The sequence below is a fragment of the Azospirillum largimobile genome (assembly GCF_977007025.2).
The window spans coordinates 437846-449989 of record NZ_CDRMUA020000004.1; the positions used below are offsets into that span (position 1 = coordinate 437846).

General features: G+C 68.2%; 14 protein-coding genes. All 14 read right to left on the minus strand.

Annotated features, from left to right (window positions below):
- Positions 1–9 precede the first annotated feature (9 nt).
- Positions 10–351 carry a hydrogenase maturation nickel metallochaperone HypA gene (gene hypA, locus ACWPKK_RS23495; protein WP_194914987.1) on the minus strand — a complete coding sequence of 114 codons (342 nt, stop codon included), beginning with the start codon at positions 349–351 and terminating at the stop codon, positions 10–12.
- Positions 344–1189 (minus strand): [NiFe]-hydrogenase assembly chaperone HybE, encoded by an 846-nt coding sequence (locus ACWPKK_RS23500; protein WP_452009081.1) that lies wholly within the window; start codon positions 1187–1189, stop codon positions 344–346. Before ACWPKK_RS23500 ends, hypA begins: the two co-directional genes overlap by 8 nt.
- Positions 1186–2055: a hydrogenase expression/formation protein gene (locus tag ACWPKK_RS23505; RefSeq protein WP_452009084.1), complete on the minus strand. Its 870-nt coding sequence runs from the start codon at positions 2053–2055 to the stop codon at positions 1186–1188. Before ACWPKK_RS23505 ends, ACWPKK_RS23500 begins: the two co-directional genes overlap by 4 nt.
- Positions 2052–2480 (minus strand): hydrogenase, encoded by a 429-nt coding sequence (locus tag ACWPKK_RS23510; protein ID WP_452009087.1) that lies wholly within the window; start codon positions 2478–2480, stop codon positions 2052–2054. Before ACWPKK_RS23510 ends, ACWPKK_RS23505 begins: the two co-directional genes overlap by 4 nt.
- 4 nt (positions 2481–2484) lie before the next feature.
- Positions 2485–2796, minus strand: coding sequence for a HypC/HybG/HupF family hydrogenase formation chaperone (locus tag ACWPKK_RS23515; RefSeq protein WP_452009089.1), 312 nt, complete (start codon positions 2794–2796; stop codon positions 2485–2487).
- Positions 2797–2812: 16 nt separating this feature from the next.
- Positions 2813–3463: a HyaD/HybD family hydrogenase maturation endopeptidase gene (locus ACWPKK_RS23520; protein WP_452009092.1), complete on the minus strand. Its 651-nt coding sequence runs from the start codon at positions 3461–3463 to the stop codon at positions 2813–2815.
- 532 nt (positions 3464–3995) lie between these two features.
- Positions 3996–4175, minus strand: coding sequence for a hypothetical protein (locus ACWPKK_RS23525; protein WP_452009095.1), 180 nt, complete (start codon positions 4173–4175; stop codon positions 3996–3998).
- 173 nt (positions 4176–4348) lie between these two features.
- Complete coding sequence (locus ACWPKK_RS23530) at positions 4349–5812, minus strand: nickel-dependent hydrogenase large subunit (protein WP_452009097.1); 1464 nt, start codon at positions 5810–5812, stop codon at positions 4349–4351.
- A gap of 4 nt (positions 5813–5816) precedes the next feature.
- Complete coding sequence (locus tag ACWPKK_RS23535) at positions 5817–6827, minus strand: NADH-quinone oxidoreductase subunit B family protein (protein ID WP_452009099.1); 1011 nt, start codon at positions 6825–6827, stop codon at positions 5817–5819.
- An 11-nt stretch (positions 6828–6838) separates the two neighbouring features.
- Positions 6839–8194: a sensor histidine kinase gene (locus ACWPKK_RS23540; protein ID WP_452009101.1), complete on the minus strand. Its 1356-nt coding sequence runs from the start codon at positions 8192–8194 to the stop codon at positions 6839–6841.
- Between the two features lie 56 nt (positions 8195–8250).
- The gene (locus ACWPKK_RS23545; protein ID WP_452009103.1) at positions 8251–8460 is read right to left on the minus strand and encodes a DUF1656 domain-containing protein; all 210 of its coding nucleotides are present in this window, start codon (positions 8458–8460) and stop codon (positions 8251–8253) included.
- Positions 8457–10568, minus strand: coding sequence for an FUSC family protein (locus ACWPKK_RS23550; RefSeq protein ID WP_452009106.1), 2112 nt, complete (start codon positions 10566–10568; stop codon positions 8457–8459). Before ACWPKK_RS23550 ends, ACWPKK_RS23545 begins: the two co-directional genes overlap by 4 nt.
- Before the next feature lie 10 nt (positions 10569–10578).
- On the minus strand, positions 10579–11496 hold the full coding sequence (locus ACWPKK_RS23555; RefSeq protein ID WP_452009109.1) for an efflux RND transporter periplasmic adaptor subunit: 918 nt from the start codon (positions 11494–11496) through the stop codon (positions 10579–10581).
- Positions 11497–11583: 87 nt separating this feature from the next.
- A complete protein-coding gene (locus tag ACWPKK_RS23560) occupies positions 11584–11946 on the minus strand; it encodes a MarR family winged helix-turn-helix transcriptional regulator (protein WP_452009111.1) in 363 nt (120 codons plus the stop codon).
- Positions 11947–12144 lie beyond the last annotated feature (198 nt).

Below are 12144 nucleotides of genomic sequence, written 5' to 3' on the forward strand. Positions count from 1 at the left end.
CAACCGGCCTCATTCGACCTCGAGATCCTTGATCGTCATTTCGGTGCCGCCGTTGGGATGCAGCCGGCTGCCGCCGCAGTGTGGGCAGGGCGACAGCCGGTCGTCCAGGTCCACCGTGTCGCTGCAGTCGAAGCACCAGCCGCGGCCCGGCACATCCAGCACCACCAGTTCCGCCCCCTCGGCCAGCGAACCGCGCGTGACCACATCGAAGCCGAAGCGCAGCGCCTCCACCTCCACCCCGGCGAAGCGGCCGATCTCCAGCCGGATTTTGGTCACGCGGCTGAAGCCGTTGGCGCGCCCGGCCTCCTCCATCGCCTGGAGCAGGCTTTCGCAGAGCGCCATCTCATGCATCGCCGGCGTCCCCCGCCCCCATACCCAGCAGCGCCCGGCGCGACGGCCGCATCGGTTCCGCCGGTTCTGGAACGGCGTCCGCAGAAACCGTTTCCGGCGGCGCCAGTTCGGCCTCGCGGCGGCGGCGGATCTCGGCGGTCTGGGCGCCGTCCTCGCGGATGGACGGATCGAAGAGGGAGACCAGCGCCGCCGACGCCGTTTCCGTCGCCTGGAGCATGGAGGCGAACTCGAACATCGGCGAGAAGAGGGAGCAGGCCTTGTAGGCGCCCACGCCCTTGCGATTGGCATGGACGAACTCGTAGCGGCCGGACGGGAACTCGATCAGTTCCTTGGCGCCGGGGACCAGGGCCGACCAGTCGTCCTCCTCGCCCGGCAGCAGGACGAGGTTCAGGAACCATGGCGTCACCAGCGCGCCCAGCCAGCGGTCTTCATGCCGGCGGAATCCGACCGCCTTCACCGCCAGCGCATCGTTGACGATGGGCATGCCGCGCATCTGCGCGGTGTGGATTTCGCGGAAAGCCGCTTCCAGCCGGGCGATGGTCTCGACCGGCTGGGCGGGCGGGGCAGGCACGGAGGGAAGCGGCGCGGCGACCGTCTCCGCCACGGCGGCTTCGCCGTCCAGCGCCATGAACTGGTCGCGGGCGCCGTCGCAGACCGGACAGCGCCAATGGCCGGGCAGGGCGGCGAACCCTGTGCCGGGCGGCACCTGCCAGTGCTCACACCCTTCCGCCGGGTCGTAGACATGCCAGCAGATCTTGCATTCCATCCGCGTGGCCGCGCCGATGCGCGTGGCGTCGCCCAGATAGGAGCCCTCGAAACGGGCGGCGGCGGCGCTCATCGCGCCCGCTCCAGATCGGTCGCCAGCGCGTCGAGGATCTCGGCCAGCCGTTCGGCGCTGTCGGCGATATCCTCCGCGGCGGCACAGACCACCGCCGGCACGTCGACGATCTCCACCGTATCGAGAATCAGCGTGTCGACCGAGTTGTAATAGCGCACCCACCAGACGTTCGGCGTCGCCGTGGCGGTGACGCGACAGTTGCCGTAGCCGCGCGACAGGATGGTGGTGGCGCCGACGCCCAGCCGCTGTTCGACGAAGGCCAGATCCTCGGGCGTGTGGGGAAGCAGGCTGAAATTCACCGCGTGGGGGCCGTCGCCGCGGCGCCAGGCGGCGCTGCGGTCCAGCAATTCGGTCAGGATCGGCATGCCGTTCATCAGCCCGGCCGGGGCGGGCCCGGCGGCAGCCGGTGCAACGGCGGTGAAGGCGCGGTTCAGCGCCACCCGCGGGAAGGCGCCGATCAGCAGGCTTTCGCGCACCGTCCCATCACCGAAGCCACGCACGCGCCAGACGCCGGCCAGCGACGCCTCCTGAATCTCCAGCCGATCGCCGGCCCGCTCCACCTTGACTGCAACCTCGCCTTCGCCCAGCGCCTCGTCCACCAGGGCCAGCACCGGGGCGTCGAGATCGTCGACCTGAATGCGGATTTCCTCGCCCGCCGACCAGCCGGCCAGCGCCTGATGAATGCGGACCAGCACCGCGCGCGCCGCGGCGGCGCGGGCGGGATCGGCGACCTCCGGCAGGTGCGGTTCATAGACGCGCATGCCCGACGGCATCGGCAGATACTCCAACCCTTCCTCGGTCGCGTCGGGTTGGCTGCCGGGGCCGAAGCCGACCGGCGGATGGGTCATGCCGAACAGGGAGGTCATACCGCACCGCCTTCCGAAGCGCCTTCCAGAATCTCGCCGATCCTCTGGAGATAATCGTCCCAGTCGCGCACGCGGGGAATGCTGCCCAGCAACCGGTCGCCACGCAGGAAGACCAGGGCCGGCAGGCTCATCATGCCGGTCAGCGCCAGGATCGCGCGCTCCGCCGCCTCACCCGCCACCGCCGGAGTCAGGCGCGGGTGCAGGGCGCGAACCAATTCCGGCAGGATAACGGCCACGTCGGCGGTCTCCGCATTGCCCTTGCCATGGCCGGGCAGGAAGACCACCCAATCCTTGGGCGGATCGTCCAGCCAGGGGCGGTCGTCGGCATGGTCGAGCCGCATGTATCCATGGACGTCGGTCAGAAGATCGACCAGCGGCGGCAGGGGCAGGCGCGGTTTGACGAGCGGGGGTGCAAGGTCGGTCATGGCGTCAGGCCTCCGTCAGGCCGGCCGCACGGGCCGCCTCCAGGTGGGGGGGAAGGGTCGGTTCGCGGCCGGTCAGGTCGGCGAAGGCGCTGTCCAGCCGTTCCCCGTCCAGCGCCGCGGCCATCGCCGCCAGCGCATCGAGAATTTGGGCCGCCTCCTCTGGCTCCAACAGCCGGCGGGCGGCGCCCAGGAAGCCGAGCACCCAATCGCCGGGCCCCGCCTCCGGGACCAGCGACAGGTCGATGGCGGACCCATCCTCAACCCTGCCGATGACACCATCGAGGGTGGTCAGGCGCAGGGGAATGCCGATGCACATGCTGGCCGCGCTCCAATTAGGATGCCGTGGCGGACAGCGCCGCCAGAATGCGGGGATCGCCGATGCGGCAGGCATCCTCGGCGCTGGGCCGGCCGCCCTCATAGGCGTCGCGGGCGATGGCCGGCGCCGCAATGTCTGCAGCGGCATCCCGGCGTACGCCCTCCACGCCGAATTCACCGCGCAGCAGGTGCAGAATGACGTCGATGGTGGGGACGACCTGGGCCGCGACGGTATCGGTCAAGCCGCCGCCGTAATCCTCCAGGCATTCCGGCTGGACCCCGACCAGGATCAGCTTTTCCGGGCAGCGGCCGAGGAACATGGCGCTGGCCAGCACCTCCTGAAACCCGGTCTGGTGCAGGCTCATCTTCTTGGCGCCCAGGAAAGCCGGCACGTCGTCGCCATGGAAGACCCGGCGGGTGCCCGGCGGCAGCCCATAGTCGATGGCGTCGACCACGATCAGCGCGTCGGCAGTCTCCAGATGCGGCAGCAGATACAGCCCCTGTGTTCCGCCATCCATCAGCGTGACGGTGTCGGGAAACCGCCAATCGGCGGCCAGGCGCTCCACGGTGCGGACACCGAAGCCTTCGTCGGCCCACAGGATGTTGCCGATGCCCAACACCAGGATTCGCGCCGCCCCGCGACCGTCACCATCCCGCGTTCCGTCCATTCCCATGCCCCGGCATCTGTCCCATTCCGCGGCGTTCTGCCGCCGAGGCTTGTTCGTACAAGTTCCATGCCAGGACCGGCCATAAGGCCAGCGCCTTGATCGGACAGCATATTTCCCCACCCATCGCTCGTCAGGGCAGCGATTGTGGACATCAACATTACAGCATGCATGGAAAGTGGCAACTTACTTGCCGGTCTGGCTGCACACTTGCCGCAGACGGCGCGACCGCGATTGTTCGCCGCAGCCGAACGGTGAAACCAGGATCCGAGCGTTTATCCCGGCACCTCACGGATTTAGATCTTGTCCATCAGGGCGGACATCCCCGCCGGATGCTCCGCCCAATGGAGGTCGAAATGGCAAGACTGGTTTCTCTTCTGATGTTCGTCGGCGTCATGTCCTACGCGGCGTTCATTGTCTCGTGAGTGCCAACATGTGATGGCACTTCAACTTCTTCATTCAAAGGGTTGGCACAACGCCGATTTATCGAAGAGCCAAGCTGGCGAACCAAGCTCCTGAAGCGATGTGCAAAGGTCTAGGCTTCGTCATACCCCGGCTCCCGCGTCTGGCCTTCGCGGTCACTCGCCTTCTCCGAACCGGGCTTTTTTGGGGTATTCCCGGTCGGCTCCTCGTTTTGGCCGATCGACGGCGTCTCCGGCGCTTGCCTGTTACGCTCGCCCTCAGTGGGTTGGTCTTCGGTGGGTTTGTCGCTCATTACAATCTCCCGGGTTGGTGATCCAATCCCAACAGGTTTGGGACTGCTTCATCCCCGCTTATGGCCCACCTTTGATGGAAGTCGGCTATGCAGCCATCTGTCAGGTGCTGCTCCACGAACTTTGATGAACAGTGAAAAACGACACGCAACACATTGATATCTCTATACCTTCTTCAATGAACCGTGCAGACCATGCATGGGTCGAATGACCGCACGATGTGCTGCACCGACAGCGGCGTGCGCTCGCCCTCGAGCACCGGTGCGCCGACCAGAGCCTGCTCGAGCGGGCCGGGAACACCGTCGAGGTCGCGGGGGGAGAAGTTCCAGGTCGTGGGCGCGATGATCTGGTACCCGGCGATGCGCCCGCGCTCCACCCGCAGCCAGTGGCCGAGTGCACCCCGCGCCGCTTCGGTCAGGCCCACCGCCTGGGCGCTATCTGGCATCTCCGCCGTCATACACCACGAACCATTGGGTTCGATGGCACGCAGCCAGCCCTCCATGGCGCGGGTGGTACGGGCCAGTTCCAGCAGACGGGCGACAACCCGGCTGCGCACGGATCCGCCATCCTGCGCCACCAGTGCCCGGATCAGCGGATGGCCGTCCACCAGTTGCCGCGCGATGGCCCCGGTCTCATAGGGCAAGCCGGCCAGCCGCGGCGCCTTGCACCAGCTGTATCCCTCCTGGTCCGCCCCATCGGGCACGGTCGAGCTGGCAAAGGGCGGGTGGGGGCGGTCCTGCCCGGCCATGCGGCTGAAACGGTGATGCTCGGCCACCTGTTCGGGGTCGAAGGCGGCGTCCTGACCGTCGGCGAAGGTGCCGCGGCGGTAGAGATGCCCGCCATCCGCCTCCGGATAGGCGCCGTGGCTGAGAAACCGGCTATAGGCACGGCCGTAATGGGCGAGATCCAAATCCTCCGCGATTTCCAGGAACAGGCGGAAATCACCGGCCGGACCGGACAGGCGCCAGCGTTCCAGATCCTCCGGCGTAGCAAGCTCCAGAACGCGGTCCAGCGGAGCGCCGAACAGGCTGTCCTCCAGGAAGCGGCGGAAGGCGCCGACGGTGGCGAGCAGCCGAACCCGGTCGCGGGCATCCGCCGCGCGGGTCACGCCGCCGGGCTGGAGCGTCAGCGTGTGCGGCCACTTGCCGCCCAGGATGCCCAGCACATGGAACAGCTCCGCCCGCGCCGCGGTGGCACCACGCACGGCGCTGCCCTGCGCCGCCTTGAAGCGAGCCTCCGCCTGTTCGAACCAGGGGCGGCCTTCGTAGGCGGGCCGGGCGAAGTCGGGCATGAAGAACAGGTGGAAATGGGTCAGGTGATCGGCGGCATTCTCCGTCGCTGTCATCAGGTTGGTCGCCAGAACGCCATTGCGCGGCACCTCCACCCCCATGGCTCCCGCCAGAGCCAAGGCCGCCGCGTGGCTCTGCGAGACGGAGCAGATGCCGCAGATGCGTGGCGCCACCACCAGCGCGTCCATCGGGTCGCGCCCCTCCAGAATGCGCTCGAATCCGCGGAACAGGGGCGAGTTCACATAGGCGGCGGAAACACGTCCGCCGTCGATTTCAAGCTTTACCTCAAGATCGCCCTCTACGCGATTGAAAGGACCCACGATCAGGCGTCGTTTCGGTTCTTCGCTCACCGGTTCAGCCTTTCCGGGTGGGGCGGACGGTGGGCGGCACGACGATGCGGTCGGCGGCGGCGTTGCGGCGCACCCGTTCGGGCGTCGCCGCCTTGGCTAGGGAGGCAAGCGCCACGAACCATGCCTTCGGCATGTCGGTCGGCAAGCCGATGGGGATGCCGGCGAACTTCGGGGTCTGCTGGAACGGATGCCCCGGCTCTTCGAAACCCGGCGCCGTACAGTTGATGCAAGCCGACCCGCCGCGGGTGCAGGATCCCTCGCCGTTCCACAGGCGGGTGTTGCAGTCGGCATGCGCCTGTGTGCCCAGGCAGCCGAGATGCTCCATCAGGCAGCCGAGGTCCGACGGCTTTTCCGCACTGGCCTTGTATTCGTAATACTCGTTGCGCGGGCAGCCATGGTGGACCAGATGGTCGGCGTAGAAGCGTGGGCGCTGGTAGACGTCCAGATCGTCGGCTCCCAGGGCATCCTCGGCCAGCAGCATCAGCGTCTCGGTCACCCAGTTGGGGTGGGTCGGGCAGCCGGCGACATTCACCACCGGAAGGCCGCCGCGCGCGCGGAACTCCCCGCCCAGCGCCCCGCCGCGTTGCGCCCCCTCATACTGCAGCCCGCAGGCATCGGCGATGTTCTCGCCGCCCGCGGTGATGCCGCCATAGGCCGCACAGGTGCCGACCGCCACCACGGTGCCGGCGACGGCGGCCAGATCGCGCGCCCAGTCGATGGTGGGCCGGCCGGTTCCCGCCAGCACATGGAATCGCCCGGTGCCATTGGGGCCGCGCAGCAGCGATCCCTCTACGCACAGCACGTCAAGCGGCTCCGCCCCGGACAGGATGCGCTCGAACAGATCCAGCGCCTCCGCCCCGGTTTCCTCGGACAGGCTGGGGTGCCAGAGCAGGCGGATTCCGGCCGTCTCGAACAGCGCCATCAGATCCGGGGATTCGGCGCAGAGCAGCGACATGGTGCAGCCGCCGCAGCCGCCCGATTGCAGCCACAGCACCGACAGCGGACGCTCTCTCATCGCTTGGCCGTTCATCGCGTGGCCCCTTCCTTGTGCCCGGCCGCCGGCAGGGTCAGGGTGAACAGCGCCCCGCCATCGGGATGGTTGGCCGCGGCCAGAGCGCCGCCATGGTCGCGCACCAGCTGGTAGCTGATCGACAGGCCGAGCCCGGTGCCCTTGCCGACCGGCTTGGTGGTGAAGAAGGGGTCGAAGATCCGGCCCAGTATCGCCTCGGGAATGCCGTGGCCGGTGTCGCGGATGGTCACGACGACTTCCCCGGCCTCCTCCCGGCCATGCAATTCCAGCCGCTTGAGCGTGGAACCGGCCATGGCATCGATGGCGTTCTGGACGAGGTTCATGGCGACCTGATGCAGGTGGCCGGGATGCCCGGCGATCTCCAGCGTCTCCGGCAGGTCGAAGACGACGGTCAGGTCCGGCATCTGCGCCTTTGCCACCCAATTGATTGCCGATCTGAGAAGTGCCGTCAAATCAAAGCGTTCCGAGGCGTGCTTCTGTTCCGACGAGAAGCGGCGAAGCTCCGCCACGATGTCGCGCACCCGCTCCGTCCCCTCCAGCATGCCGTCCAGCGTCGCCGCCGCGTCCGCACGGGCACGGTCGATGCGCAGTTCCTTGCGCAGCGCCGCCAACTCGGCGGCGCCGGCACCCTCATGCACGCGGTCGAGATAGGCGGTCATCCGGTCGACATAACGGCGCATGGCATGGGCGTTGCCGTAGACGAAGGAGATCGGGTTGTTCAGCTCATGCGCCACGCCGGCGACCAGCCGGCCGAGCGAGGCCATCTTTTCCGAATGGACCAACTGCTGTTGGGTCTGCTTCAGCCCCTCATGGGCGGAGGCGAGGTCGCGGTAGGCACGGCGCAATTCTCCGATCGGCCGGCCGACCAGCACCAACCCGATGGCATGGCCGCGCTGGTCGTAGCGCACCGTGCTGTTGACCGCGACGGGGAATGGACCGCTCGGCCCACGCAGGGACAGTTCCACGTCGCTGCCGCCCTCGCGCTGGAGGGCGGCGCTGCACAGCCGGGCGAAGGCGGGGTGGGAGGCGGGGTCGAGGAAGTCGCGCAGCAGCCGGCCGGTCAGCTCCCGCCCGGTGCAGCCGAGCGCCCGTTCGGCGGCCGGATTGGTCTGCTCGATCCGGCCGTCGCGGTCGCAAGCGATCAGCACGTCGGTCATGGAGCCGAGGACGCTGGCTATGAAGGCCTGCGCCTCCTCCAGCTCGGCATTCTTGCGCTCCAGTTCCACCTGCTGCGACACCAGATTGGCGTAGGTCTCGTCCATCTTCCGGATCACCTCGATCCAGGCGCTCTCGGCGTCGGCATCGGGCAGCATGCCGGGGATGGAAAAGGGCTGCGACAGGGGGGCGGTCATGGGACGCAGCCTAGCATGCTCCGCCCGCTTTGGGTGTGGAGGATTTCGCCCGGGCCTCAGGCGGTCCAGACCGACCACAGCCCGGCGAGGCCGCTCAGCACCAGCACATAGAGCGCGAAGTCGAACAGCGGCGGGTGCCAGACCCAGCCATAGGCGCCGACCGCTCGCAACACCCGGCGCAGCAGTGCCGACACAGCCCAGGCCACGACGGCCAGCACGAGGAGCGGCGGAAGGAACAGGCCGTAGATGTCGATCTCGCCGATCATGCGCGTGTCCTTTCAGGAAAATGCATCTCGTCCGCCGGCCGCAAGTTGCCGATTGCGGCGTCGGGGAACAGGCTGCGCCGCAGCGACGCCAGCGCCACCACCGCCCGGTCGCGTTCGGGGCAGCGCGGAGCGGTGCCGACCGCCGACAGAAACGCGTCCATGCTGCCCAGCAGTTCGGCCGGGGCAGGGTCGGGACGCTTGGCCGACAGGGCGCGGAAATGGGCGGCGACGCCGCGCAACAGCCGGTCCAGCACCGGTCCGGCTGCTACACCCAGCACCGGCCTGACCCGCTGAAGCTCCACCACGTTCAGCCCGACCCGCAGGTCACGCACCGCGTCGATGGCGTCCACATCCACCGAGCCGCCGGCCTGCGCCAGCCGGGCCGAGAGCAGCCCGACACGGTCCAGCATGCGGCTTTCGAAGCCGTCCGCCGACGGTGCGGTCCTGCGACCGGCCAGATCGGCGATCTCGCGCCAGCCGACATGCAGCAGGCGGCGGGCGCTCCAGGCGGCGCCGACCGACCGGCACAGGCGGGTGACCAGCATGGCGGTGACGATGCCGACGATCTGCCCGGCGCTGCTGTTCAGGAATGAGGCGAAATCGCCGGTCCCGGTATCGAGCAGGCTGAGCGTGCCGCCGACGCCGAAGATCAGCGCCATCGCCTTGCCCATCGTCGCCGGCCGGGCGACGAACACGCCGAGCGTCACCAGCGTCGGCGCCAGGCAGAGCGCCAGGATCGGGAAGCTGTCGAAGGACGGCAGCACCACCAGTAGGTAGAAGGCCGACAGCGGCATCGAGGCCAGCGTATAGACCAGGAACAGGCGGATGCCCGGCACCGGATCGTCGAAGGACGCGAAGAAGCAGGTGAAGACCGCTACCATCATCGCCGCCACCGAACCGGAGGACCAGCCGGTCAGAATCCAGAAGGCACAGATGACGGTGATCCCCAGCAGCGCCGCCGCCGCCGACCACAGGGCCATGCCATGGTCGAGATGGAAGACTCCGCGCGACCGCTTGCGCGCCAGCGGGTCCAGATGGTCGGGCATGGCGTGATCGCCGGACGCGATGTGCGCCCGCAGATCCCGGCAATCGCGGTGGATTTCCACCAGCGACCGCAGGCGCCGGATGAAGCTGAAACGGGTGGCCGCTTCCCAATCGCCAGCCGAGCCCGCGGACTCCTCCGTCTCCAGACGGTCGAGCCGGGCAATCAGCCGGTCGGCCTCCGCCGGATCGGCGGCGTCCCCGGCGGCGATCCAGTCGCGCACGGCGGTCAGTAGGGGGGCGACGTCCGGCGGCAGCGTGCCGTCCGGCCGACGCAGCGCGATCAGTCGGTCCTGCACCGCCGTCAGCACCGGCAGCAGATACACCATGCGGTCCTGCAATGCCCGCATCGGCCTGGTCATCCAACGCAGGTCGGAGGTGTCGTAGGGCAGGTGGGTGGTCATCACCCGCAACTCGGTCAGGTCGGTCGCCATCTTGTGGCGGTCGCGCAGGCGGGCGTCGATGTCCGCCCCGTCCAGCGCGTCCAATGTCCAGCGCTCCGCATCGCGCAACGCCGCGTCGAGCTTGCCGAGCAGAACCGGACCCAAGCCCCGCGGCAGCACCACGCTATGGATCACGGTGGCGCAGACGATGCCCAGGATGATCTCCTCCACCCGGGCGAGGCCGGTATCGAAAATCGCCTCGGGATTGGCGACGCCGGGAAAGACGATCAGCCCGGCGGTGTAGCCGGCCAGCATGAAGACGTAGCTGCGCGGGGTACGGTCCAGCAGCGAGACGAACAGGCAGCCGCCGACCCACAGCCCGACCGCCAGCGACAGCAGTTCCGGCGCGTTGATCAGCTCCACCGTCAGGATGATGGACGCGATGCTGCCGATCACCGTGCCGACGACGCGGTACACAGCCTTGGAGCGAACGGTTCCCGACAGCGGGCTCGACACCACATAGGCGGTCAGCATCGCCCAGAAGGGACGCGGCAACCCCATGCCGAAGGCGATGTAGAGCGCCAGCATGGAGGCCGCGAAGGACTTCAGCGAGAAGACCAGTTCGTTGAAGGTCGGCGCCGGTGGCAGGGAAAGGGCAGGGGCGGAGTTGGGGGATTTCGGCATCGCTATGCGCTCACCGCCCGGCCGGCAGCCCGGCGACCTTGGGCGCGCGGTCCGGAGCGCCGATGACCGACACCGTCGCAGTGCGTCCGGCCACCAGCTGCAGGGAGTCCGGCACCTCGTCCAGCGCGATGCGCACGGGGATGCGCTGGGCCAGCCGCACCCAGTTGAAGGTCGGGTTGACGTTGGCAACCAGCCCGGTGCCTTCCGCCCGGTCGCGGTCGACGATGGCGCGGGTGATGCTGTCGACACGCCCGCGAAGCTCGGCGTCCGTCCCCATGATCCGCACGGACACGGGCGCCCCGGCGTGTATGCGCGGCAGCTTCGTTTCCTCGAAATAGCCCATGACGTAGAAGGAATGCCGGTCGATCAGCGCAACCACCGCCTGCCCGGCGGCAACGTAATTGCCGTTCTTCAGCTGAAGGTTGGTGACGTACCCGTCGACCGTCGCCTTCACCTCCGTCCGCTCCAGGTTGAAGCGGGCGAGGTCGAGCGCCGCTTCGACCTGCTTGGCGGCGGCGGCGGCCTTGGCCAACGCCGACATCACCTCCTGCCGCTGGGCGGTGGAGACGACGTTGTTGCCCAGCTGCTCGTAACGATGGGCCTCGGCACTGCGGTAGGACTGCTCCGCCTTCGCGCTGTCGAGATTCGCCTGGGCCTGCTCGACGGCTAGCCGGTAACGGCCGGGATCGACGACGAACAGCACGTCGCCCTTGTGGATCAGCTGGTTGTCGGACACCCGCACATCGGTGACCAGCCCGGCGACGTCGGGCGACACCTGCACGATGTCGGCGCGGACGCGGCCGTCGCGGGTCCAGGGCTCGTTCATATAATAGTCCCACAGCCACAGGCCGCCGCCGACCGCCGCCACGGTGATCAGCAGGGTCACGGCGATGCGGGCCATGGTCCGCAAGGAAGGCAGGAAAGTCACGGTCTTGGTTCCTCAATCACCGCACGGATCGGACCGGAGGCACAGCGCGAGCAAGAGCGCTGCCGCACCGCCGGGATCGCGCCGCGGTCAGGTTTGTTCGCGCTTGGCGTTGGCTTCGATGGTGGCGAGCACGCGATAGCAGGCCTCCACGTCGGCCTCCGTCGCGTCCGCCATCAAGCACTGGCGAACGTCGTTCAGTGCCTCGTTCACCTGAACCAACAGGTGACGGCCGGCGTCGGTCATGTGCAGGGTTTTCGCCCGCCGGTCGCAGGCATCCTCCCGCCGCTCCACCAGTCCGGCGGCCTCCAGCCCGTCGAGCAGCCGGACGAGCGACGGACCCTCGACCGCCATCTCCTCCGCCAGTTCCCGCTGGCGCAACCCGTCGCCGAGTTCGGCCAGCAGCATCAGCGGCGTGATCGCCGAGCTTGAGAACCCGCTGTCCGCCAACACCCTGTTCGCCGCCCGCCGCCACAAATGGGAGGCGCGGAACAGGTGGAGGCCGAAATTGGGGGGAAGGCGTAGAGGCTTATCTTGTAGCATGCCTATTTAATAGGTTGGCTATCTAAATCCGGCAAGTGGCCGCGGTGCCGGGAAAGCCTCGGCTGCCGCATGGCTGGCTTGAAGCAGCGACCATGTATTTTCCATTTA

What these genes read in the sequence shown, in the direction of transcription:
- hypA (WP_194914987.1), bottom strand. Translation starts at nt 351, where the DNA reads ATGCATGAGATGGCGCTCTGCGAAAGCCTGCTCCAGGCGATGGAGGAG.
- ACWPKK_RS23500 (WP_452009081.1), bottom strand. Translation starts at nt 1,189, where the DNA reads ATGAGCGCCGCCGCCGCCCGTTTCGAGGGCTCCTATCTGGGCGACGCC.
- ACWPKK_RS23505 (WP_452009084.1), bottom strand. Translation starts at nt 2,055, where the DNA reads ATGACCTCCCTGTTCGGCATGACCCATCCGCCGGTCGGCTTCGGCCCC.
- ACWPKK_RS23510 (WP_452009087.1), bottom strand. Translation starts at nt 2,480, where the DNA reads ATGACCGACCTTGCACCCCCGCTCGTCAAACCGCGCCTGCCCCTGCCG.
- ACWPKK_RS23515 (WP_452009089.1), bottom strand. Translation starts at nt 2,796, where the DNA reads ATGTGCATCGGCATTCCCCTGCGCCTGACCACCCTCGATGGTGTCATC.
- ACWPKK_RS23520 (WP_452009092.1), bottom strand. Translation starts at nt 3,463, where the DNA reads ATGGACGGAACGCGGGATGGTGACGGTCGCGGGGCGGCGCGAATCCTG.
- ACWPKK_RS23525 (WP_452009095.1), bottom strand. Translation starts at nt 4,175, where the DNA reads ATGAGCGACAAACCCACCGAAGACCAACCCACTGAGGGCGAGCGTAAC.
- ACWPKK_RS23535 (WP_452009099.1), bottom strand. Translation starts at nt 6,827, where the DNA reads ATGAGAGAGCGTCCGCTGTCGGTGCTGTGGCTGCAATCGGGCGGCTGC.
- ACWPKK_RS23540 (WP_452009101.1), bottom strand. Translation starts at nt 8,194, where the DNA reads ATGACCGCCCCCCTGTCGCAGCCCTTTTCCATCCCCGGCATGCTGCCC.
- ACWPKK_RS23545 (WP_452009103.1), bottom strand. Translation starts at nt 8,460, where the DNA reads ATGATCGGCGAGATCGACATCTACGGCCTGTTCCTTCCGCCGCTCCTC.
- ACWPKK_RS23550 (WP_452009106.1), bottom strand. Translation starts at nt 10,568, where the DNA reads ATGCCGAAATCCCCCAACTCCGCCCCTGCCCTTTCCCTGCCACCGGCG.